General features: G+C 65.6%; 28 protein-coding genes. 4 read left to right on the plus strand and 24 right to left on the minus strand.

Annotated elements, in window-relative coordinates:
- Positions 1 to 41: 41 nt before the first annotated feature.
- Positions 42 to 314: a TMEM165/GDT1 family protein gene (locus HPY83_01680; protein NPV06656.1), complete on the plus strand. Its 273-nt coding sequence runs from the start codon at positions 42 to 44 to the stop codon at positions 312 to 314.
- 75 nt (positions 315 to 389) lie between these two features.
- Here HPY83_01680 and mnmE read toward each other — a convergent pair whose 3' ends face one another.
- Positions 390 to 1763 carry a tRNA uridine-5-carboxymethylaminomethyl(34) synthesis GTPase MnmE gene (mnmE, locus tag HPY83_01685; GenBank protein ID NPV06657.1) on the minus strand — a complete coding sequence of 458 codons (1374 nt, stop codon included), beginning with the start codon at positions 1761 to 1763 and terminating at the stop codon, positions 390 to 392.
- Positions 1764 to 1908: 145 nt separating this feature from the next.
- Here mnmE and HPY83_01690 point away from each other — a divergent pair, with 145 nt between their 5' ends.
- On the plus strand, positions 1909 to 2541 hold the full coding sequence (locus HPY83_01690; protein NPV06658.1) for a redox-sensing transcriptional repressor Rex: 633 nt from the start codon (positions 1909 to 1911) through the stop codon (positions 2539 to 2541).
- A gap of 79 nt (positions 2542 to 2620) precedes the next feature.
- Here the strand turns inward: HPY83_01690 and HPY83_01695 are convergent, their stop codons facing one another.
- The 12 genes from HPY83_01695 to HPY83_01750 form a co-directional block, all read right to left on the minus strand.
- The gene (locus HPY83_01695; GenBank protein NPV06659.1) at positions 2621 to 3649 is read right to left on the minus strand and encodes a rod shape-determining protein; all 1029 of its coding nucleotides are present in this window, start codon (positions 3647 to 3649) and stop codon (positions 2621 to 2623) included.
- The gene (locus HPY83_01700) at positions 3630 to 4061 is read right to left on the minus strand and encodes a F0F1 ATP synthase subunit epsilon (protein NPV06660.1); all 432 of its coding nucleotides are present in this window, start codon (positions 4059 to 4061) and stop codon (positions 3630 to 3632) included. Before HPY83_01700 ends, HPY83_01695 begins: the two co-directional genes overlap by 20 nt.
- Before the next feature lies 1 nt (position 4062).
- Positions 4063 to 5457 (minus strand): F0F1 ATP synthase subunit beta, encoded by a 1395-nt coding sequence (gene atpD / locus HPY83_01705; protein ID NPV06661.1) that lies wholly within the window; start codon positions 5455 to 5457, stop codon positions 4063 to 4065.
- Between the two features lie 139 nt (positions 5458 to 5596).
- Positions 5597 to 7060, minus strand: coding sequence for a F0F1 ATP synthase subunit alpha (locus HPY83_01710; GenBank protein ID NPV06662.1), 1464 nt, complete (start codon positions 7058 to 7060; stop codon positions 5597 to 5599).
- 87 nt (positions 7061 to 7147) lie between these two features.
- Positions 7148 to 8308, minus strand: coding sequence for a hypothetical protein (locus HPY83_01715; GenBank protein NPV06663.1), 1161 nt, complete (start codon positions 8306 to 8308; stop codon positions 7148 to 7150).
- Positions 8309 to 8405: 97 nt separating this feature from the next.
- Positions 8406 to 8957, minus strand: coding sequence for an ATP synthase F1 subunit delta (atpH, locus tag HPY83_01720; GenBank protein ID NPV06664.1), 552 nt, complete (start codon positions 8955 to 8957; stop codon positions 8406 to 8408).
- The gene (gene atpF / locus HPY83_01725; GenBank protein NPV06665.1) at positions 8923 to 9429 is read right to left on the minus strand and encodes a F0F1 ATP synthase subunit B; all 507 of its coding nucleotides are present in this window, start codon (positions 9427 to 9429) and stop codon (positions 8923 to 8925) included. Before atpF ends, atpH begins: the two co-directional genes overlap by 35 nt.
- Before the next feature lie 44 nt (positions 9430 to 9473).
- Entirely contained in the window at positions 9474 to 9704 is a 231-nt protein-coding gene (gene atpE, locus HPY83_01730) for an ATP synthase F0 subunit C (GenBank protein ID NPV06666.1), read from the minus strand.
- 50 nt (positions 9705 to 9754) lie between these two features.
- Positions 9755 to 10480, minus strand: coding sequence for a F0F1 ATP synthase subunit A (atpB, locus tag HPY83_01735; GenBank protein ID NPV06667.1), 726 nt, complete (start codon positions 10478 to 10480; stop codon positions 9755 to 9757).
- Positions 10481 to 10503: 23 nt separating this feature from the next.
- Positions 10504 to 10743 carry an AtpZ/AtpI family protein gene (locus tag HPY83_01740; GenBank protein NPV06668.1) on the minus strand — a complete coding sequence of 80 codons (240 nt, stop codon included), beginning with the start codon at positions 10741 to 10743 and terminating at the stop codon, positions 10504 to 10506.
- A gap of 120 nt (positions 10744 to 10863) precedes the next feature.
- Entirely contained in the window at positions 10864 to 13050 is a 2187-nt protein-coding gene (locus HPY83_01745) for an AAA family ATPase (GenBank protein ID NPV06669.1), read from the minus strand.
- On the minus strand, positions 13026 to 14126 hold the full coding sequence (locus HPY83_01750) for an HD domain-containing protein (GenBank protein ID NPV06670.1): 1101 nt from the start codon (positions 14124 to 14126) through the stop codon (positions 13026 to 13028). The genes HPY83_01745 and HPY83_01750 overlap by 25 nt, the downstream gene beginning before the upstream one ends.
- Before the next feature lie 187 nt (positions 14127 to 14313).
- Between HPY83_01750 and HPY83_01755 the strand changes: the two genes are divergently transcribed.
- Positions 14314 to 15006, plus strand: a complete 693-nt coding sequence (locus HPY83_01755) for a response regulator transcription factor (GenBank protein NPV06671.1) — start codon at positions 14314 to 14316, stop codon at positions 15004 to 15006.
- Positions 15007 to 15015: 9 nt separating this feature from the next.
- On the plus strand, positions 15016 to 18480 hold the full coding sequence (locus tag HPY83_01760) for a GAF domain-containing protein (GenBank protein NPV06672.1): 3465 nt from the start codon (positions 15016 to 15018) through the stop codon (positions 18478 to 18480).
- A 10-nt stretch (positions 18481 to 18490) separates the two neighbouring features.
- Here the strand turns inward: HPY83_01760 and csrA are convergent, their stop codons facing one another.
- From csrA to HPY83_01815, 11 genes are all read right to left on the minus strand, one after another.
- The gene (gene csrA / locus HPY83_01765) at positions 18491 to 18736 is read right to left on the minus strand and encodes a carbon storage regulator CsrA (protein ID NPV06673.1); all 246 of its coding nucleotides are present in this window, start codon (positions 18734 to 18736) and stop codon (positions 18491 to 18493) included.
- Positions 18730 to 19179 (minus strand): flagellar assembly protein FliW, encoded by a 450-nt coding sequence (locus HPY83_01770; protein NPV06674.1) that lies wholly within the window; start codon positions 19177 to 19179, stop codon positions 18730 to 18732. Before HPY83_01770 ends, csrA begins: the two co-directional genes overlap by 7 nt.
- Positions 19176 to 20105 carry a flagellar hook-associated protein FlgL gene (gene flgL, locus HPY83_01775; protein NPV06675.1) on the minus strand — a complete coding sequence of 310 codons (930 nt, stop codon included), beginning with the start codon at positions 20103 to 20105 and terminating at the stop codon, positions 19176 to 19178. Before flgL ends, HPY83_01770 begins: the two co-directional genes overlap by 4 nt.
- A gap of 9 nt (positions 20106 to 20114) precedes the next feature.
- Positions 20115 to 21914, minus strand: a complete 1800-nt coding sequence (flgK, locus tag HPY83_01780; GenBank protein NPV06676.1) for a flagellar hook-associated protein FlgK — start codon at positions 21912 to 21914, stop codon at positions 20115 to 20117.
- Between the two features lie 9 nt (positions 21915 to 21923).
- The gene (locus HPY83_01785; protein NPV06677.1) at positions 21924 to 22289 is read right to left on the minus strand and encodes a hypothetical protein; all 366 of its coding nucleotides are present in this window, start codon (positions 22287 to 22289) and stop codon (positions 21924 to 21926) included.
- Positions 22290 to 22302: 13 nt separating this feature from the next.
- On the minus strand, positions 22303 to 22623 hold the full coding sequence (flgM, locus tag HPY83_01790; GenBank protein ID NPV06678.1) for a flagellar biosynthesis anti-sigma factor FlgM: 321 nt from the start codon (positions 22621 to 22623) through the stop codon (positions 22303 to 22305).
- Positions 22624 to 22699: 76 nt separating this feature from the next.
- A complete protein-coding gene (locus HPY83_01795) occupies positions 22700 to 23455 on the minus strand; it encodes a flagellar hook-basal body complex protein (GenBank protein ID NPV06679.1) in 756 nt (251 codons plus the stop codon).
- A 10-nt stretch (positions 23456 to 23465) separates the two neighbouring features.
- A complete protein-coding gene (locus HPY83_01800; GenBank protein NPV06680.1) occupies positions 23466 to 24188 on the minus strand; it encodes a flagellar hook-basal body protein in 723 nt (240 codons plus the stop codon).
- Positions 24163 to 24903: a hypothetical protein gene (locus HPY83_01805; GenBank protein ID NPV06681.1), complete on the minus strand. Its 741-nt coding sequence runs from the start codon at positions 24901 to 24903 to the stop codon at positions 24163 to 24165. Before HPY83_01805 ends, HPY83_01800 begins: the two co-directional genes overlap by 26 nt.
- On the minus strand, positions 24896 to 25648 hold the full coding sequence (locus tag HPY83_01810) for a DUF2802 domain-containing protein (protein ID NPV06682.1): 753 nt from the start codon (positions 25646 to 25648) through the stop codon (positions 24896 to 24898). Before HPY83_01810 ends, HPY83_01805 begins: the two co-directional genes overlap by 8 nt.
- A gap of 6 nt (positions 25649 to 25654) precedes the next feature.
- Positions 25655 to 26515, minus strand: coding sequence for a FliA/WhiG family RNA polymerase sigma factor (locus tag HPY83_01815; GenBank protein NPV06683.1), 861 nt, complete (start codon positions 26513 to 26515; stop codon positions 25655 to 25657).
- Between the last annotated feature and the right edge of the window lie 139 nt (positions 26516 to 26654).

Consider the following 26654-nt stretch of genomic DNA (forward strand, 5'->3'; position numbering starts at 1 on the left):
CCGGCGAGGCGCTCGCACACCCCACTGGATCGGAGTTCAGTATGGACTGGAAGGTGCTCCTGGGCACGTTCGGCCTGCTGCTTGTCGCCGAGTTGGGAGACAAGACCCAGCTGGCCGTCATCAACATGACCGCTAGGCACAAGGCTCCCGTGCCCGTCTTCGTGGGCGCTTTCCTGGCTCTGGGCCTGGTCACGCTGCTCGGTGTGGCCTGCGGCGAAGCCCTCACCCGATTGGTGCCCGCTGAAGTGCTGCGGCGGGTATCGGCCGGGCTGTTCGTCCTCATGGGCTTGTTGATCTGGTTCGACGTGTTCTAGCCCCACACTGCTGCCACCACGGACTGACGGACCTGCGCCGCCTTCCTGACCCCAGCCCGGCCAGGTTTCAGGCTCTCACTTGCCCACACAGAACGTGGCGAAGATGCGCGCCAGCACATCTTCCTCCACCGTCTCTCCGGTGATCTCGCCCAGGGCACGACAAGCCGCCCTCAGGTCCTCCGCCACAGCATCCAGCCCAAAGCCTGATTCCACCCCGGCCAGGGCGGCACGCGCGGCCTCCAGGGCGCGAATCGCCGCCTGGCGCTGGCGCTCCGAGCTCAGCGCCGGCCCCTCTTGGGCCGATCCAGGCTCCAGGGCCTGCTCCAGAATTACCTGCTCCAGCGTCTCCAGCCCCAGCCCCGTCAGTGCCGATACGTGCACCTCAGGACGGCCGCTCAGAGGCGTCGGCTGCCCCAGATCACCCAGGTCCACCTTGTTCCATACCACCACCGCTGCCGGTGCCTCGCTGGCCAGTGCTGCGATCTCCTGGTCGGCCGGCTCCAGCGGGACGCTGGCGTCCAATACCAGAAGCACCATTTGAGCCGATGCCAGGGCCCGCCTGGATCGCTCCCGGCCTAGGCGTTCGGCTGGGTCCTGGGTCGCGCTCGCATCTAGGCCGGCCGTATCAACGAACACGACGGTCAATCCACCCACGTCGGCCGCCTCCTCCACGGTGTCCCTCGTGGTGCCCGGCACATCGGTGACAATGGCGCGGTCCGCGCGGAGCAGCGCATTCAGCAGAGAGGACTTGCCCACATTCGGACGACCAACGATAGCGACTCTGAGCCCTTCCCGCCGCACGATTCCCGTCTTCGCCGTCTTGGCCAGCTCCTCCAGTTCTCTGATGGCGGCCTGGAGCTCCGGCTCCAGCGCTGGCAGCCCCTCCACCTCTTCGAAGTCAATCGATGCCTCGACCGCTGCCAGGCAGCGGAGCAGACGGTCGCGTGACCGGCCTACCCGGGCACCGAGGGCGCCGTCGAGCTGGGCGATGGCCTGCCGCGCCGCTAGCAACGTCCGGGCCGACACCACGTCGCGCACCGCTTCGGCCTGGGTCAGGTCTATGCGCCCGTTGACGAACGCCCTCAGAGTGAATTCGCCCGGTCCTGCCGGGCGGGCGCCTTGTCGCAGGCAGAGCCCCACGATGCGTCTCAGCACCACAGGTCCACCGTGGGCATTGATCTCGACCACGTTCTGGCGAGTGTAGGTGTAGGGCGCTGGCATGAATGTGGCCAGCACTTCATCTACCACCTCGCCCCCTTCGGGCTCAGCGATGTGTCCATGGCAGAGCCTCCGCGGGGCGGCGTCGGGCGAAGTCCTCGAGGGGCGGAACAGGGACCGCAGGATGGCCAATGCGTCCGGGCCGCTCAACCGCACGATGCCGATGCCGCCGGCACCGGGCGGGGTTCCCACGGCCACGATCGTGTCGTCGAATGTGCTCGCGTTCAGCATTCGGTCCGCCTCTGGCACCATGTCAAAGGAGCATTCCACCGCCCTACAGCGTCATTCCGCGGCCGCTTGCCTCGGCTTCGCCAGCATGCTAGCATGCGGCAGCAGCTTGTGCTCGCAACGCTACACCTCGGGGAGGAAAGGCCCGATGCCCGACGCTCAAGTCCCTGACATGGTAGTAGCCCGCCTGCCTCTGTATCTCCGCACGCTGCGCTACATGGAAGGGGAGGGACACCTGGTCACCTCCTCTCAGGAACTCGCCGCTCGTCTGGGCCTCAGCTCGGCCCAGATCCGCAAGGACCTTTCCTACTTCGGAAGATTCGGCAAACAAGGCACCGGGTACGACATCTCCAATCTAAGATCGCAGCTGGAGAGGATTCTGGGGCTGGACCGCCGGTGGCCCATGGTGCTGGTGGGCGCGGGGGCGCTGGGTCAAGCGTTGATGCACTACGGTGGCTTCTACGAGCGCGGCTTCTACATCGTGCACGTCTTCGACAGCGATCCCAGCAAGATCGGCCAAGACATGTCCGGCTTCCGCGTTCTTTCGTCCGACGAGATTCCTGAGCGTGTCAAAGAGGGCAACATCCGCATTGCCATAGTGGCCGTCCCTTCCCAGGCTGCCCAGTCGGTGGCGGACCGCTTGGTGGCCGCCGGCATCGAGGCTATCCTCAACTACGCTCCCATTTCCCTCACCGTGCCCCGCCGGGTCCAGGTCCAGCAGATAGACCCAGTGGTACACCTCCAGCACATGGTCTACTACCTGAATGGGAGCAGGCGCTGACGCCGTCCCCACGACGGCACGGTCCCGCCGTCAGGTGTGACGGCGGGACCGGCTCTGCCGGCATCCGGACAGCGCAGACCTACTGCAAGACCATCGCCCGCCGCATGATGGCGTAGTTGTCCAGAGCCCGGCCCGCCCCCACGGCGACGCAGGCCATGGGATCGTCGGCCACGAAGCAGGGAACGCCTGTCTCCTGCGTCAACAGCTGGTCCATGCTGCGCAACAGCGCGCCCCCGCCGGTCATGACCATGCCTCGATCCACGATGTCCGAAGCCAGCTCGGGGGGCGTCCTCTCCAGCACGCTTCGCACCATGGCCACGATCTCCGCCAGCGGCTCCGCCATGGCTTCCGTAACCTCCGACGAGCTCACCTTGATGGTGCGCGGCAGCCCTGTCATCTGATCCCGGCCCTTCACTTCCATAGACATGCTCTCGTCCGGAGGGAGGGCACTGCCGATGCTGATCTTGATCTCCTCGGCCGTGGGCTCACCGATGTTGAGATTGTACTTGCGCCGAATGTAGGCCTGGATTGCCTGATCCACCAGGTTTCCACCCACGCGCACCGATCCCGAGACCACGATGTCGTTGAGCGAGATCACGGCTGCCTCCGCCGTGCCCCCGCCGATGTCCACCACCATGTTGCCACTGGGAGTGCTTATGGGCATGCCCGCGCCCAATGCGGCCGCCAAAGGCTCTGCGATGAGGTGTGCCTCCCGTGCCCCTGCCTGTAGGGCCGCGTCCCGCACCGCTCTGCTCTCCACGCTGGTGACTCCCACAGGCACTGTAAGCATCACCACGGGCCGGCGCACTCGCACCCGCCCGCATACCCGATTGAGAAAGTAGCGGAGCATGGCCTCGGTGACCACGTAGTCGGCGATGACCCCATCTTGGAGAGGGCGAGCCACCTCGATGCTCTCCGGGTTGCGGCCCAGCATCTCCCTCGCCTCCTCGCCGATGGCCACGATCTTGTTCTCCTTCACCGAGATCGCTACCACCGACGGTTCGTGCAGGACGATGCCCTTGCCGGATACATGCACCATCACGTTCACTGTGCCCAGGTCTATGCCGATGCGCTTGGCCAAGTGCGGTCTACCTCCCCTGCTCTCCATCCGTCGTCCGACGTTTCTCAGCCACCTTGATCCGGGCCTCCGCTCGGGCGAGGGCCGCCCGTGCCCTCTCGGCATCGACGCCGTGGCGGTCACGCAGCCGCTGCAGCGCCCTCTCGCGCGCCTGGCGGGCTCGCTCCACGTCTATCTCCGCGGCCCTTTCCGCCGAACGAGCCAGAATCACAACCCGATTGTCGCTTACTTCCAGGAACCCCCCGCCGATAGCTAGGCTGATCTCCTCTCCCTCTCTCGGCCGCAGCCTGAGTTCGCCCGGCCGCAAGGCGGCCAGCAGGGGCGCATGCCCCGGCAGAATCCCTAGCCGCCCGTCCTGCCCGGGAGCACTGACGAGCGTCACCGGGCCCGAGTAGACTAGCCGCTCTGCCGTCACTATCTCCAGATAGAGCCCTTCTGGCAAGCTAGCGCTCCCCTTCCGCCGCCCTCAGCACGTCCTCGATGTCACCCTGCATGAAGAACGCCTGCTCTGGCACCTGGTCGTGCTTGCCCTCGAGCACCTCTCGGAATCCCCGCACCGTTTCCGCAATGGGAACGTACCGGCCCGGCCGCCCGGTGTACCTCTCAGCTACAAACATCGGCTGCGACAGGAAGCGCTGTACCCGCCGGGCCCGTGCCACCACCCGTTTGTCCTCCTCCGATAGCTCGTCTACCCCCAGGATGGCGATGATATCCTGCAGGTCCTTGTAGCGTTGCAGGACTCGCTGGACCTCCCGGGCCACCTCGTAGTGCTCACTCCCCACTATCGCCGGGTCCAGGATGCGCGACGATGAAGCCAGAGGATCAACCGCCGGGTACAGGCCCTGCGCGGCAATGGAGCGGTCCAGCGAGATCGTCGAGTCCAGGTGAGCAAACGTGGTGACTGGGGCCGGGTCAGTGTAGTCGTCCGCTGGCACGTACACCGCCTGCATCGAGGTGATTGCACCCCGCCGGGTGGAGGTGATGCGCTCCTGAAGCTCGCCCATCTCGGTGCCCAGGGTGGGCTGGTACCCAACTGCCGACGGCATACGACCCAGAAGAGCTGAGACTTCGGAACCCGACATGACGAACCGAAAGATGTTGTCGATGAACAACAGCACCTCAGCGCCCTGGTCCCGGAGGTACTCGGCCATGGTGACCCCGGTCAGGGCGGCCCGAAGGCGCACCCCGGGCGATTCATTCATCTGCCCAAACACCATGACGGTGCGGGGCAGCACTCCCGATTGCTCCATCTCACGCCAGAGCTCGGTGCCCTCACGGCTCCGCTCGCCCACCCCGGTGAACACCGAGTAGCCCCCGTGCTCCACAGCGATAGACCGGATGAGCTCGGTGATTATGATGGTCTTCCCTGCCCCGGCTCCCCCGAACACACCCGTCTTGCCCCCACGGGTCAGAGGCGCAATCAGGTCAATGACCTTCAGCCCCGTCTCGAAGAATTCGCTGCGCGTGGCCTGCTCCGAGAAGGGGGGCGGTTCCCGATGAATGGGATAGCGTTCGGCGGTCTCTACCGGGCCCCGCTCGTCTATGGGCTCGCCCAGTACGTTGAACAACCGTCCCAGAATCTCTGGGCCTACCGGAACGGTGATCGGACCTCCCGTCTGCACGGCGGCCATTCCCCGTCGCAGACCATCCGTGGTGTCCATGGCTATGCATCGCACCACGTCTCGGCCGACGTGCTGCTGAACCTCGAGCACGACTCGGCGGCCGTTATCGGTCACCTCGGCAGCATCGTAGATCTCCGGCAGCTCATCCTCCGGGAAAGCTACGTCCACCACTGGCCCGTTGATCTGCACTATGCTACCCACTGTGCCCTTGGGCATCGCTCCTCCTCAAGAGCGCTTCCCGCTGCTACCCCACTCGCCAGCAGGGGCCATGGCCCACGCAACCGGTCGCAAGGCCACGGCTGACGCACATACCGCGGGGACGTAGGCGGCCATTCGCCTGGCCCTGTACGCCCGCTCAGTACACGCCCGCCGCTTTGAACTCCTCAATCGCCCGGCGCAGGTCCTCCTGTCTATCCGGCGACAGCCTCTGGCCCGAAGCCAGTGCGTCCAGCAGATCCGGCCGAGCCGTCCGCATGTACGCGATCAGGCTGGCCTCGAAATCGCGCACCCTTTCCACCGGTACGTCGTCCAGGCAGCCGCTGATGCCGGCGAAGAGCACAAGAGCCTCCTCCTCCAGAGGCATGGGCCGATGTTGCGGCTGCTTGAGCAGCTCCGTCAGGCGCAGGCCCCTCTCCAGCTGAGCGCGGGTGGCTGGATCGAGCTCCGACCCAAACTGGGCGAAGGCGGACAACTCGCGATACTGGGCCAACTCCAACCGCAGGCGCCCGGCCACCTGGCGCATCACCGGAGATTGAGCGTCGCCACCCACTCGCGACACCGATAAGCCGGGGTTCACCGCCGGGCGGATGCCGGCGTAGAACAGGTCGGTCTCCAGGTAGAGCTGCCCATCGGTGATGGAGATGATGTTGGTAGGGATGTAGGCCGAGATGTCACCTTCCTGCGTCTCCACGATCGGCAGTGCGGTCAAGCTCCCGCCGCCGTAGTCTGGGTGCAGGCGCGCCGAGCGTTCCAGCAGGCGCGAGTGTAGGTAGAAGATGTCGCCCGGGAAGGCTTCCCGGCCCGGTGGCCGCCGCAGCAGGAGGGATAGCTCTCGGTACGCCCAGGCATGCTTGAGCAGGTCATCGTAGACCACTAGGGCGTCCATCCCCCGGTCCATGAAGTACTCGCCCATGGCGCAGCCAGAATACGGAGCGAGATACTGCAGCGAGGCGGGGTCGGCCGCCGGAGCCGCCACTACTATGGTGTGCTCCATGGCTCCCGCGTCCTGCAACGTCGCTACTACCTGAGCGATATTGGCCTGCTTCTGGCCGATGGCCACGTAGATGCAGAACAGGTCCTTGCCCTTCTGATTCAGGATGGTGTCAATAGCGATGGTGGTCTTGCCCGTCTGCCGGTCCCCGATAATGAGCTCACGCTGGCCTCGCCCGATCGGGATGACCGAATCCACCACCTTCAGCCCGGTCTGAACCGGAGTGTCCACATTAGCTCGGCGCACCACCCCGTATGCCACTCGCTCCACCGGGTACCGCTCCGATGCCCGGATCGGCCCCCGACCGTCCACCGGTTGGCCCAGGGCATCTACCACCCGGCCCAGCAGCCCCTCACCCACAGGAACGTCAATCACCCGCCCCGTGCCGCGGACTTCGTCTCCTTCCTCGATGCCAGTGTGATCTCCGAGGATGATGATGCCGACCTGGTCCCGCTCCAGGCTCAGAGCCATGCCGTACACGCCGTTGGCGAAGCGCACAATCTCGCTCGCCATGGCCCCGGACAGGCCGCTGGCGTGCGCTATCCCGTCGCCAACCTGCGTCACCACGCCGACGTCGGCTTCTAGTATCGGGGGGCGGAACTCCTCCATCTGACGACGGATGGAAGCGACGATGTCCTCGGCTCTCAGCACTTGGCCATTCCTCCTCCGCAACGAACGGCGGGCCGAGGGCGCACCCTAGAGCTTCTCCAGCACTTCGCGCCGCAAGGCATCGAGATGACTCATCACAGTATAATCCATCACCGTTCCGTCCAGCTCGATCCTGATTCCCCCGACCAGCGACCGATCCTCCTGCCAGTCGAAGTCCACGTTGTGGCCGAAGCGACGGTACACCCATTCCCGAACTAGGGTCCGGTCCTCAGGGCCCAGCGCCAGGGCGGAAACGATCCGCGCCTGCCGCAGGCGCCGGGGCACCAGCTTAAGCTCCGGCTGGGCCGCCAGTTGGCGCTGGCGGAAGACCTCGGTAGCTGCGCTCACGATGCGCGCCTGGCTGGTGATCTCGCTCTGTCGCACCGCCCGATACCGGCTCAGCAGTCGCTCGTGAAGCTCCAGCGCATCGCTGTTGGCTGTCTTCATGGCCCGCATCCTGGCAGCATGCTCGCTGACCCGCGCGTGCAGGAGCGTGTGGTACAGCTCAGCAGTCACCAGCTGAGGGAGAAGCTCTCCCAGCAGGGCCGCTGGCTCCGGCTCCATCCGGTACCGGTCACGGCCTTCGGGCCCCGCCGCTCGCCTGCCGTTCTCCGCGGCCGCCCGCACGAACTCCCCGCTTAGAGGCAACAAGGGGGTGGCCTCTGGCCATTGGCTCAGAACCGACACGAACCGATTATGGACCACGACTACCGCGTCCACCTCACCCCCGGTGAAGGCCGACATCAGTCTCCTGGCTATCGGGGTGACGTGTTCCAACCGCAGACGGTGAGGTAACCCTTCAAACACCTGCGCCGGCTCCCGTCCGGCCGATCGCAGCGCTTGCGCCCCTTGCCGCCCCACCACCCAGTAGCGCACCGGAACTTCCAGGTCCTGCTCCAGAGCCAACGCCATGCGTGTCGGCCCGGAGTTGCATCCCCCACACAGCCTGGTATCAGAGGTGAGGAGAAGGACGCACACTCTATAGACCGGCCGCGACTGAAGCAGGGGATGCCGCGCCTCCCACCCGGTCTGCCCCATGATTCGCCGACTCAAGTCGCGGGCCTTCTCCAGGTATGGCATGGCCTCCTGTAGGGCCTGTCTGGCTCGCTGCATCCTTACTGCCGAGACCAGGTACAGGGCACGGGTGAACTCAGCCATGTTCAGGACCGTGTTCATCCGTCGCCTGAGATCACGCTTGCGCTCAGCCACAGCCTCTCCAGCTTGAACACCGAGGCGCGGCCGCCAAGGATGACGGGCCGCGCACGCTCACTCCAGGATGGGTAAGCCCAGCTGGCAGCCGAACTCCTCAGGGCTGCTCCTTGAGCGCCCGTCTGAGAAGCTCCAGCCGCGTAAGCACGCTGTAGTCAATGAGTTCATCCCCTACGCGCACAACGATGCCCCCGATCAAGCCGGGGTCTACCTGCCAGGAGATATCGACGTTGACACCGTACCGCGACATCAGTCGTTTCTCGATCCGAGATCGTAACTCCTCGTCCAGTGAGACAGCGCTGGTCACGGTCGCCACCTTCACCTCCGGGCCATAACGAACCAGGCGCCGGAGCTGAACCACTATGTCGTCCAAGAGGGAGAGGTGCCCCTCGCCCACAAGGGTATGTACCAGCTGACGCAACTCGTCTGCGGTGTCGGGGGGAAGCATCCGATCGACAAGGGCCTTACGCGTTTCGAAAGGGACGCCCTCATCGTTGAGGGTCGCCCGCGCCGGCTCGTCCGTCCGCAGGTTGTCCCTGAACTGGGTGAGGTGCCGGACCCAGTGGTTGAGTGCGGCTTCGTAGATGGCGCGGGCGTAGGAGGAGGTAAGCTCGCTATCCCTCATCCGCACCGCTCGTCTGCTGCTCACTCAGAAACTGCTCCAGCAAGCGCCGCTGCACATCTTCGGTGAGGCCCTGCTGAAGCACTCGGCGAGCAGCCTCAATGGAGAGGTCCACAATTTGGCCCTTCACGGCAGCGAGAGCTTGCCTCTGTTCCAGCTCCGCCTGCTCCCGTGCCTGCGCTACCAGGCGTGCTGCCTCTTGCCTGGCCTGCTCCAGCATCTCCTGGCGCACCTTCTCACCCGCACGGGTGGCCTCCTCTATCACCTCCTGACTGCGGCGGCGTGCCTGTTCCATGGAGCGATCCAGTTCGAGCTGCGCCTGTTCGGCCCGCCTCCGAGCCAGCTCTGCGTTCTCCATCCCCTCGCGGACCCGTGCTGCCCTTTCGTCCACAATGCGAAGGGTGGGCCGATACATGAGCCGATGAAGGAAGAAGAGGAGTATCCCGAAAGCAACGAGCTGCCAGAGGATACCCCACAAGTCGATGCCCAGTTTGCTCATCTTGCCCTACCGCCCTCGCTATCCACCGCGCCAGCACTTCATCTCTAGATCACCAACGCCAGGATGAGAGCGACCACGAAAGCATATATGGCCACGGCCTCCGCCAGTCCAGCTCCCAGGATCATGGTCGTGCGCACAGCCCCCTCGGCCTCAGGGTTCCGCCCGATCGCCTCCATGGCTTTGCCCACCGCGATGCCAATGCCCACGCCCGGCCCAATTGCGCCTAGGCCTATGGCAAGCCCCGCTCCCAGCCTGATCAGTCCCTCTTGCTCCATGAGTTCAGCTTCCCCCGTTTGTCTAGGTTGTCCGGGCTCCAGGCCGCACTTTAGACCGCTTCCCTGTGCTCCGGGGCCGCCGCCAGTGTTATGTAGACGACAGTCAGGACGGTAAAGATGAGCGCCTGTATGAAGCCAAAGAGAACCTCCAGTCCTAAGAACACCGCGGGTACCACGTACGGGACCAGAGTGTACATCAGCAGCATGAGCACCTCGCCTCCGAATATGTTGCCGAAGAGTCGGCCGGAGAGCGAGATGACGCGGGAGACCTCGCCGATAAGGTGGATGGGCGCCAGGTAGACCGGAGTGAGGAGCTCCTTCAGGTATCCCCCGAACCCCCGAGAGACCACACCCAGTACCTGCACGGTGCCCACCGCCACCAGCGCCATGGCTGCTGTCATGTTGAGATCACTATTGGCAGCGCGAAAGAGCGGAACCTCGTGCCCCTCGAAGTTCACCACCTTGACGAAGTGCGAGCCGGGCAACAGCCCGAGCCAGTTCGCCGTCAGAATGAAGATGAAGAAGGTAGCGACGAGAGGGAAGATGCGCCGGCCCAGCGCCCTACCGGCAGCCTGCTCGCACAGGTTGAGCACGAACGTCAGCGCCCACTCCACCAGTGACTGGTATCGGCCCGGCGAAGTCACTGAGAGCACAGAGCGGTAGACGGCAGCCGCCGCTGTGAGGAGCACCACCACCAGCACACTGGTGATCATGGTGTTGGTGATGATCAGTTCACCTACCTTGAACACCGGCTCCGGAGCGAGCGCTATCTCCAACCCGCGACCTCCACAGGAGCTACTCAGCTCTCCCTTCGGTCATCGTCGCCGCGCGGGCCGAACTGGCGGCTCACGTCGCGCAACGTGTAGAAGACCGCAACCATTCCTACCGCTATACCGAGCAGAAGAAAGAGGGGATGGGTGCCCAGCCATCTGTCTAGCAGATAGCCGCCACCCATGGCTAGCGCTATCGAGGCGATAATGGAAGTCACGAGCTGAGCCGCGACGGCAAGGGCCCGCAAAGTAGGCCTGTCCAGCTTCACCGCCCATCCTGTCCGCCAGTCGAGTGGACACAACGAAGCGCACTATAGCACATGGACCGGCGCTTGACAACGCCTGTACCCTTAGTGCATTGAGTCACAATCGAGGCCCTTTCTGAGTACTCAGGGCCGATCATACAGGAGGCGTACCCCGGCTGCCACCATAGCCTGCCCCGACTTGTCGCCGCCGAGATCCAGTAGCGTGCGGGCCTGCTGGTAGTGGCGCATGGCCCGGTCGGCCTGTCCCTGAATGGCGCACGCCCATCCCAGCTGCCCCATGAGGCGCCCTCGGACAGAGGGAGCGCGCGCCAGGCCGAGGGCTTCCAGCAGGCGCTCGATGCCAGCTTGGCACTCCCCCTGCGTGATGTACGCCTCAGCAAGCGATTCCAACAGCCTGACTCGTTCGTCTGGGCTGCCATCCCCTACCAGGCCCTCCAGTTCGCTCAGCAGCTCCGCGGCTCTCTCCGGCTCGCCTCGGCGGAGCAACGCCTCGCCCGCGTCGATCCCGTACCGCATGGCCTTGTCAGCCAGGCCGGCTTTGACGCAGTGGCGCGCCAGATCCTCAGAGGATGTTTCGGGATCCTCCTCCAGGCAGAGAGCCGCCCGGCGATGCAGTTCTCGTCGTTGCCGCCTCAGCATGGTGTCGTACGCCACCTTCCGCACCAGGTCGCTGCGAAAGAGGTACTTGCGCTCCGTGGCCTCCGCTGCCAGGAGCCCAGCCTCCAGCAACGGCACCATCCGCCGGGACACTTCCTCCGGCGCCAGGCCGGATACCTGGCTCAGCACCGGTGCCGTGACCTCGTCGCCCAGGACCGAGCAAAGCCGCAGCAGCTCCTTCGCTGCCGGCTCCAGAGCGTCCAGCCGCGATAGCACGCTATTGCGCAGGCTCTCCGGCACCGCATGCAGCGCCTGGCCCTCCCGCACTACCCATCCCTCTCCGGAAGCTACCAGCGCCCCCTCCTCGATGAGGGACTCCACGCTCTCGATCAGGTGGGCCGGGTTGCCCCCGCTCCGCCGGACTAGGGCCTCGCAGGCATCGGGCGGAAGGGCGCTGGCCGCCGGGTGCTGCTGAAGAAGCCGCCAGCAGTCGCTCGTCCCTAGCGGCTGTAGCTTCAGCTGGAGGGCAGGTACCGCTGCCAGCTCGGCGAGCTTCTCCAGCTCGACTCTTCTGCCGGCGAGGACGAACATCACCGGCCATTCGGCGCTTCCTCTGACCAGCTCCACCAGCCTGCGGCAATCGCCCGGCTCAGCCCAGTCCCAGTCGTCTACGAGCACCACCACCGGCATCCGCCGGCAGAAGCCACCCAAGGCTTCCAGTAACTGCTCGCTTCCCGTCGCGCCCGCCCCTGGTCGCGCCTCGTGTTGCATCCGGTGCCGGTCCAGCGCCGTAGCTCCTAGGACCGGATGTCCAACCCTCAGACCCAGCGCCCCCAACAGGCTCTCGCACGGCCGGTAAGTCGATCCCACCTCCCACCGGTTACGTATCTGTATCGCCAGTGGCTGGAGGTTCGCCTCCATAACCTCTAGACGAGCGGCAAATTCCCGCAACAGGCGCGTCTTGCCGATTCCCGCTTCGCCACTCACCAGCACCAGGGTGGTCTGTCCCTGCGCCGTCCGTCCATACTCCGCCGTCAGCATGTGCATCTCTGCGGCCCGACCGACAAGGGTCTCGCCGGGGCTAGTCGCATCCCCGGCCAGGGGGACATAGGGCGCCAGGGCCAAGTGCGCCGACAGTGCGGCTCGACGGCCTTCCAGTTGCACCGTGCCCAGCTGACGGGCCTGTATGTGCCAGCCGGCAAGCCGCCTCACTCGGCCGCTGATCACCACCTGTCCAGGAGCCGCCACCTGCTGGAGCCTGGCAGCCACGTTGGCGGCATCGCCGATGACCGTGGCGGCCGCCTTACCCGGGCCGATAGCACCATACACCACCGGCCCCGCGTCCACCCCTACACGCAGCCCCAGACCCTGGCCCAGGCGCTTGCGGATCCATGGCTGAAGCTCTCCTACAGCCCGTTGCATGGCTAGGCCCGCCATCACCGCCCGCATGCAGTCGTCTTCGTGAGCCGTCGGCGCGCCGAAGAGGACCATCAGGCCATCTCCCAGCACCTTGTCAATGTGTCCACCGTAGCGCGCCACCTCTTCGCCCAGTCGGTCGTAGATTCGGTCCAGTGTCTCGACTACTTCCTCTGGGTCCAGCCTCTCACACAGGTGAGTGAAGCCCTCCAGATCGGCGAAGAGGACAGCCACGTGTCTGAGCTCAGCTGTCCCGGCTCCGACCTCAGCTGCTAGCTCAGCTCCGCCAGTAGGCACGCACCCTCCTCCTCGGCCGTGTCTAGCTCCACCGGGCGCATCCGCCCTCCGCCGCTGTCCTGCACCAGCCGGACCACCACGTGCTCGGGATCCAGGCAGGAGTTCCTCACCACCGTACCCCGACATCCGCTGTGCCGTCCCGAGGCGACATACACGCCTATCCCGATGGGCACCTGCCGCCTTCCCTCAAGTAAGTGCCTCACCAACTGCCGGTTGAGCACCGTGCCCGAGAGCCGATGCAGGGCCCGCGCTACCTGCCCTGCCGCCAGCGGCGCCGTCACCAGTGTCTCGGTCGTGAGCATGGCATAGGCGTCTGCCAGCGCGATCACCTCGGCCGCGAGAGCAATGCGTCCGGTCTGGTAGCCGCTCGCGATCCGGTTGGTGCCTCGCAGCCCGCGGGGATAGCCGCGTCCATCCTGCCTCTCGTGGTGCTGGGCGACCGCCGCAATGGCGTCCTGATCGTCCACGCCCAGCTCCCGCGTCATCTGTAGGCCGAGCAGAGGATGGCGCTGCAAGTCCGCCTGCTGTTCCGGGCTCAGGGTCGGAAGCAGGAAGGTGTGATGACTCAGCTTCGCCTTGCCGCAGTCATGCAGCATACCCCCCAACGCCAGCGACCGCATGGAGCCCTCGTTCAGGCTCATGCGCCACCCCAACCACAGAGCCGCCGTGGCCGTGTGGAGGCCATGGAACAGAAGTGTCGTGTCCACCGACGCCATGCGGGCCAGAGCAGTGAGCACGCCGGCGCTCAAGACGTGCCCCATCACTCGCGACACGTCGCCCAGCTCCTGTTCCATCAGCGCCTCCGGCAGCCGACGCTGCTGTCCGGCCATCCCGCTCTGCAGGCCCGCCAGCGATCGCAAGACCGACTCGGCGGACGATCGGAGGTATCCCGCCACCATGTCCTCGACGACGATGCCGTCGCTGACCTCATCGACCACGTATACCCAGGCGAAGCCGCGTTCGTCCAAAGCGCGAATGTACGACGAGTTGAGGCTGACGCCGCGCCGCAAGAGCAGCCCGCCCTTGCCGTCGGACACGTCACGAGCCAGCTGAAGGCCCGGACGCAGCTCGCTCACCGGTACTCTTTTCACCCTAATCTGCCCCCTGGTACCGTCGCCAAGCGTCGCGGTGCACGCGGTAACCTATCGGCAGGCGAACCGGGTGACTTGATCCTCACTTGCGGATGGCTTGATGCGTGCTAAACTAGGCCATCCATGTGGCATCCACCTCTGTAGAGCGCTTGGCGCAGGCCGGAGGCGAACGTTGCGAGTGCTGGTGATCGACGACGATGCAGACGTGGCCAAGACAATCGAGAACGCTCTGCGTCGCAGCCACACCGTCTTCCTTGCCTTCAGCGGCGTGCAGGGCATTCAGCAGGCTCGCCAGATCAAGCCCGACGTCATCATCCTCGACATCGTCATGCCTGGCATGGACGGCTTCGAGGTCTGCCAGCGAATGCGCGACGACCCGCTGCTAGCTGGTACCCCTATCCTGTTCCTGACCGCTCGCGGACGAACTGAGGACCGAATTCAGGGCTTTCAGGTCGGAGCTGACGACTACATCACTAAGCCGTTCAGCGTGCAGGAACTGGAGCTGCGCATGCAAGCCATAATGCGGCGCATGGGCGAGCCCCCCAAGGAGGCCAGGTCCGATGGCTGCCTCAAGGTGGGCGATATCTGCCTCAACACCAAGACCTTCGAGGTCCAGGTGCTGGGTCGTACCGCCCTACTGACTCCGATCGAGTTCGAGCTTCTATACCACTTTATGACCCACCCGGGCGAAGTGTTCTCTACCCACCGTCTCCTACAGGAGGTGTGGGACTATCCGTCCGACACCGGCAGCCCGGACCTTGTGCGCATGCACATACGTAACCTCAGGACCAAGATCGAGCCCGAGCCCGGGTCTCCCACCTACCTCGTCACCGTCTCTCGTCACGGCTATTGCCTCCGGGCATAGGGCTGAAGCGTGGCATCGGACTCCACCACGCGGCTGCTGGTAGCTGGTATCCCTGAAGAAGCTCTGATCCCAGCGCTCCGCCTGGCGGGCAACCACCGGTGTCACGTGCTGATAGCCGAAACGCCGGCCCACATCAGCCAGGCGCTGGCCCAACAGCAGGCCGACTTGGTCGTCCTGGGCTTGCCTGCGAGCTCCCGCGAGCCTTGGGAGGAGTTGGTCGCCCGCATACAGGCGGACGGAAGTACTCGCCTCATCGTGGTGCGCGACAGCCAGCAGGCCGCTGTGCACTGGGCGAAGGCCGACCATGAAGCCACCCCCTCGGCGGGCGAGGACCTCGCTTCCCTCATCAACGTCGCCCTTGACCGGCCTCGTGACCGCGCCGACCCGGAGACAGACGATCCGGCTCGGCAGGGTTGTCTGACGCAGGACGCCGCCACATCGTCCGTCCAGGCCCTTGTCGAAGGTCTTGCCCGCCTGGTGCAGAGCCTCGACCCGGCCGGGAACCTGGTGCGCTACTCCGAGTCGGTCGCTGATGGTCTCCGCCTCCTGCTCGATCTAGAGGCAGTCGAGATCTCCTTGCTTGCTCCACCCGTTCTGGTCCGCTCCCCACGCCAGGCTCCACTTCCGACTGCCGCGGCCTCTTCCCGCGACCTGGCGGCGAAGGCAGTCACCGTGGTCGAACGTCCGCTTGCCGGCGGGCGCCACCTGGTCGCCTTGCCCCTGTGCACGCCACGACACACCTACGGCACCCTCACGCTGCTGAGCTCACAGCCAGCGGTGACACAACGGGCTGTCCTCCCCGCCCTGTCGCTGCTTACCGCGAGTGTGGCGGGCGAGCTCGAACTGATGCGTCTTTCCCTGGAGCACAACCGCAACCTGGACGAGCTGCAGGCCATCTCAGAGACCGGCCGCACCATGGTCGCGTTGTTGAGCCTGGATCAGGTTCTGGAAATGATAGTGCACACCGCCTTAAGGTACGTGCCTTCTGCCGGGGCGGCTGTCCTGCACGTGCCGAACGACACCAGGGACACGTTTGTGCCGAGAGCCACGGCCGGTCCGACGCACCTCATTCAAGCCGCCACTCGCCAGTTTTCCGTGGACTTGCCGGAGCGTCTGCGCGGGCAGCACCAACCGCTTCGCATACCCTATGCGCCCATGGAGTCCGGCGAGGAGTCGGGCGCAGCCGCCCGAGGCTCCATGGTGGTAGTGCCTCTGATGATTGGGCAGGCCCTAGTCGGCGCCTTAAGCGTGGTCAGCACCCGCTCCAACGCCTTCACCAGCCGTGACGAGCGCATCCTGGTCAGCCTGGCCAGCCAAGGGGCTGTCGCCATCGAGAACGCCCGTTTGCACGGCCAGGCTCGCAAAGCTGACGAGATCGCGGCACTGTACGAGTTGAGTCAGGCACTCAACAGCAACCTCGACCTACGCGACACCGTCACCACCATCCTCAGCAGCGCCCGCAGCCTCACCCTCGCCTCATCCGCCGAGGTCCGCCTGGCTTCCCCCGCGGGCGACTCGCTCGAGGCCGTGATCGCCCTGGGTGAGCGCCCCCAGTCGGAGCCGGGCGATCGCTATCGCATGAGCGTGCTGTACCCCCGGTTGGTCATGGAATCCAGACGGCCGCTGCTGATAGAGGATACGCATCGGTTCGAGCACGACGACGATTTCTGTCGTCACGAAGATCCCTCCTGGCTACGTTCCTACCTGGGCATCCCCCTCATCACCAGTCAGCGGGCGGTAGGAGTGCTCTCCCTGGGGTCCACGCGGGAAGGTGCATTCACTGCCGAAGACGTTCGACTGCTTGAGATCGTGGCCGGGCAGGCCGCCACCGCCCTGAGCAATGCCAGGCTATACGAAGAGGCCACTCAACGCCTCCGGGAGGCCGAAGCCATCGCCCGAGTGAGCCGGTCCGTGGCCGCCAGCCTCGACCAGCGCACCGTTCTGGAAGCTGTGGTGAGCACCCTGGTGGCAACTATCCCCCTCGCCCGTCACGCCTTCGCCTATCTGGTGGGGCCGGACGGCTCGCCCAGTCTGGCGGCTCAGTCGCCTCCCAGACAAGACGAGGAGGTCTCCCCTGACCTGGGCATCTGGCAGTGGTGTGCCGACGGCTGTCTGGTGCGGGGGCAGCCAGTGCACCTGGACGACACCTTGCGACACGGGTTCCCCTCCACTGGTTCTACGGTTGCTCACTCCGTCGTCGCAGTCCCCATGGTGGCCGCCGGCAAAGCAGTAGGCGTTCTGGGCACCGACAGCACCTTGCCAAACGCCTTCACCACTGGAGACTTGCGGCTCATCAAGACGTTTGCCGACCAGGCAGCCACCGCCATCGAGAGCGCCCGTCTCTTCGATGACCTCAACCGGGCGTATCGGGAGCTGTCTCAGAGCACCGAGACCCTTTCTGCCGTGTTCCACGGCATCACCGACGGGATGTACATCGTCGATCGGGAGGACCGCCTAGTGGTCATTAACGAGCCGGAGGCTCGTTTCCTTGGTTCGCACCCCGAATCCTTGGTGGGAAGCTCTTACCGCTCTCTGTACCATCGTACCGACAGCCCCTGCGAGCATTGCGCCGTCGAGGAAGCCCTTGGCTCCGGCGAACATGTCTCGATGCTGGCCTGCTACTCCGATCGCGGGGAACGTACGGTCTGGAGGGAGGTGGATATCTATCCCATCCGCGATCGCGAAGGGGTCACGAGCAGAGCCGTGGTGTTCGCCCGAGACGTGACCGAGAAGCGACGACTGGAGGCGTCCCTGGTGGAATCCGGCCGCATGGCGTCCATCGGTCAGCTGGCCAGCAGCATCGCCCACGAGGTCAACAATCCCCTCACCGTCATCATCGGCAACGCCGAGGTGCTGCTTCTGGATGCTCCGGCCGAAGACCCTGCCACCGAGACCATCTCGATGATCCTCCGAGCGGCGCGTCGGGCAGCCCGCACAGTCCAGAACCTCCTCGATCTCTCCGGTCAGCAAGAGTTCGAGTTCGCCGACGTGGATCTTCGGCGGACTATCGAGGAGGCGCTGGACCTGGTCACCCATCCGCTGCGTAAAGCCGGCATCCAGCCCATCCTGGACGTGGCCGACGACCTACCCGTGGTAACCGGAAGCGCAGGCCACCTCAAGGTCGTCTGGATGAACATCCTGCTCAACGCGCGTGATGCCATCCTCGCTGCCGAACGGAGCGATGGCGAGGTCAGGATTGAGGTCGGCACCAGCTCCGAGGCGGCCGTCTACGTGTCGATCATGGACAACGGGGTGGGGATGGCAGAGGAGCAGCGCGAACGTCTGTTCCAGCCCTTCTTCACCACCAAACCGGCCGGCCAGGGGCTGGGGTTGGGCCTCTACCACGCATACATGATTGTACGCCGGCACGGCGGCCGAATCGAGGTTACCACGAGGCCGGGCGAGGGCTCTGCGTTCACGGTGTACCTGCCGCTAGACGCTAGCTCCGGAGAGGACCTTCTGGACAAGCCCTAGCCCGGCCTGCTCAACCTGCATTCCGCCGCACCAACCGGCTGAGCGAAGTGGCCAGCTGGCGCGAATCCTCAGGCCGGACGGCAGCATCCAGATTGGACTGCCGGACCTCTTCCAGAAGCTCCTGGCGTACGATGGGTACGTGGCGAGGAGCGTCCACCCCCAACTTGACCCGTTCCCCTTCCACCGCCAGGACGTGGACCTTGATGTCACCCTGGATCACAACCGTCTCGCCGGGACGCCGGGTAAGTATCAGCACGCCCTGTTTCCTCTTGGCTCACCGGCTACGACGTGACGAGCGGAGTACGAGGACCCACTTAGCACTATCTGGACCCCGCGGCCGTTTCTTTGGTTGACGACCAGGGGGCCAAGCAAGTTAGCCGTCACCAGAGGCGGATCCTGCTGCATCACCAGCGTGCACAGCACAAGGGCATCCCGCCAATCCCGCAAGCCGATGGCCTCAGCGGCTTCGGGTGGGATCTCAACCTGATAGTCCTCCACCACTGCGGACGGATCGGCAACGAAGAACCCCACTTCAGGCTCATCGAGGCATTGCAGCATTTGCACCGGGCCCGCCTGGTCGTCTCGGAGAAGGACGAAGCGGCGCCACTCGGAACACCCCACCAGACCCTCGGAGAAAAGGATCTCCGCCGGCCAGGCCTGTTCCTCACCCGGGCTGTCAGTGGTTACTGGTCTCATCACCTAAGGTAATCCAGCAACGACGTCGGGAGGATGCGCGCATTCACCTGCAGAGCCACCTTGAGCACTGCCTCCCGCTGGGCGAAGTGTACCACAGCCTCAGCCATGTCGACATCCTCAGTCTGGGAGAGGAGGTCCTGAAGGCCCAGGGTCACCGCCTCCAGCTTGTCCAGGGCGGCGGCCAGACGCTGGCTCTTTGCTCCTATCATAGCTCTGGCGCCGCCCACGGCCTGAACCGCGGCCTCAAACCGATCCAAAAGCCCTCGAACCGCTCCGGCGTCGTCCGCGGCCAGGGCGTCGCGCAACTGGAGAAGAAGAGCGAATACAGACGCTGGGTCGTCAGGAGCCAGCCACGGCTGCGTCCCGTTCACGTTGATCTGGAGGCTGACGCCCGGCTCCAGCTCGCGCACGATCGCCCCGTCGTCGCCTCTGTACTCCACCGCGATGATCGCATCCGGGTCGGTCGTCGCCTCGGACGCCGCGTCCAGCCCGACGAAGGGAGGCTGGTCTATCTTGTACCCGGCAAACAGGTATCGCCCTTGAGTGCTGCTGTTGGCGCATTGAAGCGCCGAACCGACCAGCTGCGCCGCCTCCATGGCCACCGCCTGCCGGGCATCGGAGCCGATGGAGTCGTCTGCGCCCCTCAGGGCCACATTGCGGGCTCGTATCAGAACGTCGGTGAGCTTGTCCAGGGCCACATCCGTGGCGTTCACCCAATCCTGGCTCAAGCTGATGCTGCGCCTGCATGCCTCGAGGGCCTGGATCTCTCCCCGCATGTTGATAGCGCGCTGCACGGCGAACGGATCGTCCGACGGCCGGTGGAGCCTCTTGCCACTGGCCAGCTGCTCCTGGTACTTCCCCAGGGCCTGTACCCCGTTCTGCAGGTCACGCAGCGCGGTCCGAACCAGCATTCGATGGGTAACCCGCATCAGCACCCCCTACAGCCCGACCCGGCCTGTGCCGTTGATGAGCCGGTCCAGCATCTCATCCACGGCGGTCATGACTCTGGCCGCAGCCTGGTACGCTCTCTGATAGAGTATGAGGTTCACCGTCTCCTCGTCCAAGTCCACGGCCGAGACCTCGTCCTTGCGCCGCTGGAGGTGCTCCACCACGTTCTGGGCATTGGCAGTCATGGCGACGGCCTGTCTCGTAGCCAGTCCCAGTTCGGTAATGACGGCGGCGTAGTAGTCGTCCACACTTGCCTCGCCGCCGATCACCGCCGTTGTCCGCAGGCGGCTGATGGCGAGTGCTAACGCTCCGTCGCCAGTGGCGTCGCCGGAGCAGGCGGCGGCTACGTTCATGGGGTCGCCCCGCACCCAGGCAGACACGTCTATCTCGTTGGCCCGGGCTCCGGACAGGAAGTTCAGGTACTCGAATTCGGCCACTACTCCCTCCACTCCCGAGAGCCCGCCGAAGTCAAGGGCGAAGCCCCGTCCGGAGTCGTATACCGAGCCCATCACCAATGCCAGGGCCTGCCAGTCACTGGTGGTTCCTGAACCGGAGACGTCCTTGACCGACACCGGCCGCCCGGCCCAGTCCTGCACCTGGAACTCGAGCGTCCCCCCGTTGTCGCGCACTACCACTGAGTAGCGGCCCGCCCCCAGCCCTATCTCAGGCGGGTAAGCGGTCGGGTTCACGAGCACCTGGGTGACCGGCCCCAAGGGATCGAGCGTAGCCGCTCCCAGGGCACTGCCAGGACGATCGGGCGGGGTGGCCGAAGAATCCGGCATGCCGTAACCAGTGGCGTGAAGCTGGTTGAGGGCAGAGATCAGCCCCTCGGCCATGGCATCCAGAGCATCCAGGTGACCGGGGACCACCACGTCGCGAACATAGAGGGCGCCTCCCAGTCTGCCACCCACCAGGCTAGCGCGGCTCGGGTCCAGCGCCCCTTCGAGGGGCACTCCGCTTACAGTGAGCGGAGTGCCGCTATCCACCCACACCACCTTGGCCAGCATGCCATTGGTACTGTCGGGCCGCGCCACCAACTGGCTGAAGTTGTTGCCCATCACCAGCGAGTGGCCACCGATGTCTACCGTGACCGTGCCATCCTGGTTCTCGTAGCAGTTTATGTTGACCAGCCGTGCCAGCTCGTCCAGGAGGAGATCCCGCTGGTCGCGCAGGTCGTTCGGCTGGTCGCCGAAGGCGAGGACTCTGCTTATGGGTTCGTTTAGGGCGGCGATTTCCACCGCAATATCGTTGATCCGGGTCACCGTCTGGCGCACCTGGAGGTCCATGTCGGACCGCAGGTCCCTCAGGCGCGAGTCCGCATCGCGCAGGGCAAAGGCCAGATTGGACGCGGCTTCCGTCACGGCGGTCCGAGCGGCCAGGTCCTCCGGAAGGGATGCCAGCTCGGCCCAGGACTGCCAGAACCGCCCCAGGGCGGCAGCTATGCCGGTATCGGAAGGCTCCTGGAACACCACCTCTATCTGCCGCATCCCCTCCGACAGCACTTCCCACCGGTGCAGGCGGGGCAACTCTTGTCGCATCTGGGCATCGAGGAAGCCAGAAGAGTACCGGTACACCTGCTGCACCTGCACCCCCGTCCCCATCTGACCCACGTACTGCTCGCGATTCAGGGAGGGAACGGTATAGGGAGGGGTGGTGGTCAGGATCGCCTTCTGACGCGAGTAGCCCTCAGTGTTCACGTTGGCGATGTTGTGGTCTACGATCTCGATGGCCCGCTGGTGCGCCCTCAGCGAGCGAAGCGCTGTCTCCAGCCCGGTGAACGTGCCCGGCACGCGATCCCCCTATCCTCTCAGGTCAAGACTGGCTTCCAGGTGCCGCGCCGGCGGACGGTCGCCGTACCAGTGCACGCCACAGCGCCGCAGGGCCGCCCTCCGGGTGCCGATGGTGGCCTGCGCTCCCTGTAGAGCCTGGTGGTGCAGGCGCGCCGAGGCCAGCAGGCCCTGTAGAGCACCCCGCAAGTCCGGGTCTCGGCCCAGCTCGCCGCGTATGGCCTCCAACTCGGCCCGATCCAGGATGTCCATTGCCTGCCGAATTCCGAGGCTGAGGCACTCCACTTCGTCGCTCCGCCCACCTTCCAGAGCCAATGCCTGCTGCTCCAGCAGTCGGTCGAGCTGCTGCAAAGCTTCTAGAACGCTCGGCATAGGCACGGATGGGTTGCCTCTAGTGGGAGAAACGATCGGGGAAGAGGACTGGCAGCAAGCGCGCCGCCAGCGCTCGCGAGTCCACCCTGTAAGTGCCGTCGGCGATCTCGCGTTGCAGCCGCTCGACCAGGGCCGGCCTAGTCTCGGGGGCAGCCGCCACAGCCAGCCGGGCGCGGTGAATGCAGACGGCCTGGGCCGAGATGTCTATCCGGTCGCCGGTGGGGACGGGTGATGCCTCACGCGCCAGCCCGCCCTCTCCTCTTGCGAGGGGTGCAACCCGCGCCGCGCGGGTCTGATCCAGATCGCCGACTGGGCCGTCGGCGCCGATCCTGTCAGTCACGGTCAACCTCCGTACGGCTGGCGAGTGCCTTGCCGGCCCTCACTCACCAGCTATATCGGCAGGTCGCCGCAACACTTTAGCCTAACAACTGATTGGCCAGTTGCTGCATGTCATCGGCCGTCTGCACCAGCCGCACTCCCAGGGAGTAGACACGCTGAGCAATGATGAGCTCGGTCATCTCCTCGCTCAGTTCCACGCTGGAGTCCTCCAGCGCCCTCACCACCAGACGCCCGTAGCCTCCCTGTCCGGGAGACCCGACAGCAGCCTCCCCCGAGGTAGGGGTGGCGACATACACCCCCCGGCCATAGTGTGCCAGCCCCTCGGGGTTGGGCACGCGAGCCAGCTGCATCGGGGCCACCGGCTGCCACACTTCGGAGCCCGGCATCCTGGCCGCCAGCGTCCCATCGGGCTGGAACGCCAGGTCCTCCGCGCCCTCAGGCACGATGAGCGGGGGGAAGAGGGGATAACCGTCGTCGGTCACCAGTTGCCCCCTCTGGTCCATCTGGAAGCTTCCATTCCGAGTGTACCCCACCCGGCCGTCCGGTAGCTGCACGGCGAAGAACCCCTCTCCCTGGATCGCCAGGTCCAGCTCCCTTCCAGTGGGCCGTATGGCTCCCTGGCGCAGCACCCGGCGCACTCCGCCGATCCCCACCCCGGTGGCCTCGCTGGCCTTCCCTTGGAGCTCCAGAACCTCCTTGAACTCCACCCGGCTGCGATCGAACGCGGTGGTGTTGATATTGGCCAGGTTGTTGGAGATAACCTCGATGGCCCTCTGCTGAGCCATCATGCTGGCTGCGCCGATGCGAAACACGCCCATCGCTGAGATGGCCAACGCTGGCCTCCTATACCCTGCCCAACTCGTTCGCGGCCGCGTCCATGGCTTGGGACTGTGCCAGCACCACGCGCTGGGCGGCCTCATAGGTCCGATACACGGCCATCATCTGCACCACCGCGTCGCTCAGATCCACATTGGAGCCCTCAATGTAGCCCTGAAGCACCCTCCCCTCTTCGGGTGTGGCTGCACGCCAGAGGCCGGCTAGCAAGTTGCCCCCTACCTTCTCGACGGCGGCTTCGTCAGTGGGCACCGCCAGGGCCAATTGCGCCACCGCCCGGTCGCCGACCAACACGTTCCCCGCTTCGGTCACGGTGACCTCGCCCTCGGGCAGCACAATGGGGCCATTGGTTCCCAAGACCAGGTATCCTTCGGAGGTGACCAGTTCCCGGGCCGCGCTGAGGCCGAAAGTGCCGTCCCGAGTGAGCCTAATCCCCTGCGGCGTCTGAACGGTGAAGAAGGCCTGCCCCTCCACGGCCAGGTCTAGCGGCCTGTCCGTCTCCTTCAGGGGCCCCTGGGAGAGGTCAACAGGGGCAGCTCGGGAGCTCACCCCGAGGCCCACAGCATCGGCGGAGTCGCCGCTGAGGCCCAAGAGGAGCTCCTCGAAGGACCTCAATTCTAGCCGTTCCGCCCTGTACCCAGGGGTAGAGGCGTTGGCCAGATTCTTGGCGATCAACGCCTGGTAGTTCAGGCACGCCAGGAAGACGCTACTGGCGGCGTATACTCCTCGCATCTGCGTCTCCTTCTGTACCGACGCCCACCGCCCAAGCCAGGCAGAGCCCGGTCACCAGCGCAACGAGCCCGGCGCCGAACGACGACGACAACTCCACGCCGGTCTCAGGCAAGTACTCCGGAGGCGCAGCAGCGGCCAATGCCGTCCCCTCGGCCGCCGCAGCCGACCGGGCCACGGACATGGACCATTCGGCGGGGAGAGCCTCGGCGTTCGGGAAGATGCCGCCAATGGAGTAGAGATTCGAGGGAGCCGGGTCCAGGTCCTCGGTCGGCTCCACCGTCAGGATCAGGTAGCGGTAGTCCAGCACCTCGACGCCAGCTACCTCGCCCTCGTAGACCATCTGCTCCGTGGCGCCGGCGGCGAAGCGCCCCAGCGTCGCCCAGGTCTCGCGGTCGGCGGTTACGAGCCACACCTGGTATACCTCGTCCACGAGGCTGGGCAACCCCGTGGCCACCAGGTGGATGGTGCCCTCACCCACGTTTACCGTCGCCGTCGCGGTGGCATCCCGTGGGCCCCAGTTGGACATGCCCGCCAGATACGACATGTAGATGGTGCGGGAGCCACCATTGGCCAGGGCCGAAGGGGCCCTGACCCCCAATCCTCCCAGAGCGAGCAGCGCGGCCAGCGCCAGCCTCACGAGCCTGATCCTGAGCTTCTCGCCACTGGTGACACCCGACCTGTGCCTCGCACGGCTCGCCCCGGTAGCTTCAGCCACCGTCCTGCTCCCGCGACTGGCCCGCTCCGCGGCAGGGCGTCGGCTCGGCTTGCCGTTCGTCGGCCCGAGACCGCAGGCGAAGCAACATCCGCACCTCCTCCTTTCCCAGACCACACGACCTCGCGATCTCGGTTGCCTCCAACCCGCGCGCAGCTAGCTGCACCGCGCGAGCGTACCGACCATCACCCGGGCTGCTGTCGCTGACCCTGAACTCATCCCGGATGGACAGGACTCGCTGATCCGCCGCGCCCGTCGCGCTGGTCCGATCCGGCCCCGGTTGGTGCTTAGGGAGCTCCCTCGCCCGTCCCGCAGGCTCAGAGCTACCGCTGGGCGCGCCGACCCGGTCTCCCTGCTCCATGGCCCCGGGGCCGACCGCACGCCCCTCGCCCGTAGCAGTGGGAAGTTGGCTCCCAAAGGCCTGGGCCGAAGCCAGACCGGCCATCAGTTTGGCGGTGTGGTCCCGCATCTGGGCGTCCACTTCTGTCGCCAGCCCCTGCAAGGCGGATATGAGGCTGCTCACGTCCTGCCGCAGTTCCAGGGCCACAGCGGCAGCCCGCTCGGCTTGCTCGACTGCCTGGGCCAGACGCCGTTCGCACTGGGCGGTCTGCGCCTCCAACCTGTCCAGGAGAGCCTCGACTCTCTTCTCCGCCTCTCCCAGGGCACGCAGCACCTGCAATGTCTCACCCTGGCTGCGCGCCGAGAGGTAGGCCGCGCTCGCCCGATCGGAATCACCTTGGCCCAGCATTGCGCTTCAGGCCCCCACCAGCATCCTGGAAGCAGTAGCCGCTGCCTGCTGCGCTAGCTCCGGATCGCGGCGGCTAAGCCAGGCTCGAAGGTAGGTTATGGCCTTGCCGTGGATCTGGCACACGCGCGACTCGGAAATCCCCAGCGTTTCCCCGATCTCGCGCATGTTAAGGCCATTGTGATAGTACAGGGAAAGCACCGTCTGATCCCGGTGGGGAAGCGACTCGATGGCGGCCGCCACGGTGTCCGATAGCTCGCCGCGCACCGCCTCCTCGGCCGGGTCAACTTGGGCCTCGTCGGCCAGCGCCTCGTGCAACGCCATGTCGTCATCGGCCGGATCCACCGCCGGCAGGGAGTCGAGCGAGATTACGGCGGCCGCTCCCCGACGGTAGACATTCAGTAGCTGCGGCACTGTCATGCCCAGGCTGGCGGCCACCTCTTCATCGGATGGGGCCCGGCCGTGCTCCCGAGTGAGCCGTGTCACTGCTTCAGACACCATCCTCATGCGCCGCCGCACCGGTCTGGACACCAGGTCCATGGATCGGATCGCATCCAGAATGGCTCCTCTGACCTTCACCGAAGCGTAGGTCTCGAACTTGTTGCCACGCTCAGGTTCGAAGCGATCTACTGCCTCCAGGAGAGCCACAGTGCCATGCCCCACCAGGTCGCCATAGTCAAGGCTGGGAGGAAGGACCACCGCCAGCCGGCCGAGGACGTGCTTGACCAGCCAGGCGTAGTGGACCACGAGGCGCTCGCGGATCTCCGAGGAGCGGGTGCGAGCGTACTCCTCCCACAGTCGCTCTACCTCGGACGCACCTCCTCCCCGATTCGCAGAGTTGCCACTCCCGTTCCGGGAAGAACCTGGCATGCCACACCTCGTCCGTCAGTCGGCCGCCGGTAAGGGCTCCGCCGAACATGTCGTTACGCCTGTACCATAGGGGAACGGTCGCGGAAGGTCAGTAAAACTGACGTGAATCGGCCGTAAAGCGGCCGTAAAACACGAGATA

This window comes from Anaerolineae bacterium (assembly GCA_013178015.1).
In the GTDB taxonomy this organism is placed as follows: Bacteria; Chloroflexota; Anaerolineae; order DRVO01; family DRVO01; genus Ch71.

Bases quoted from the DNA above. Each gene is read 5' to 3' on its own strand.
- atpD (NPV06661.1), bottom strand. From the start codon at position 5,457: ATGCCCAAGGGCACAGTGGGTAGCATAGTGCAGATCAACGGGCCAGTG.
- HPY83_01800 (NPV06680.1), bottom strand. From the start codon at position 24,188: ATGCGAGGAGTATACGCCGCCAGTAGCGTCTTCCTGGCGTGCCTGAAC.
- HPY83_01810 (NPV06682.1), bottom strand. From the start codon at position 25,648: ATGCTGGGCCAAGGTGATTCCGATCGGGCGAGCGCGGCCTACCTCTCG.
- HPY83_01680 (NPV06656.1), top strand. From the start codon at position 42: ATGGACTGGAAGGTGCTCCTGGGCACGTTCGGCCTGCTGCTTGTCGCC.
- flgL (NPV06675.1), bottom strand. From the start codon at position 20,105: ATGCGGGTTACCCATCGAATGCTGGTTCGGACCGCGCTGCGTGACCTG.
- atpF (NPV06665.1), bottom strand. From the start codon at position 9,429: ATGAGCAAACTGGGCATCGACTTGTGGGGTATCCTCTGGCAGCTCGTT.
- HPY83_01815 (NPV06683.1), bottom strand. From the start codon at position 26,515: ATGCCAGGTTCTTCCCGGAACGGGAGTGGCAACTCTGCGAATCGGGGA.
- HPY83_01690 (NPV06658.1), top strand. From the start codon at position 1,909: ATGCCCGACGCTCAAGTCCCTGACATGGTAGTAGCCCGCCTGCCTCTG.
- atpE (NPV06666.1), bottom strand. From the start codon at position 9,704: ATGGAGCAAGAGGGACTGATCAGGCTGGGAGCGGGGCTTGCCATAGGC.
- HPY83_01695 (NPV06659.1), bottom strand. From the start codon at position 3,649: ATGGAGAGCAGGGGAGGTAGACCGCACTTGGCCAAGCGCATCGGCATA.
- mnmE (NPV06657.1), bottom strand. From the start codon at position 1,763: ATGCTGAACGCGAGCACATTCGACGACACGATCGTGGCCGTGGGAACC.
- HPY83_01710 (NPV06662.1), bottom strand. From the start codon at position 7,060: ATGGAGGAGTTCCGCCCCCCGATACTAGAAGCCGACGTCGGCGTGGTG.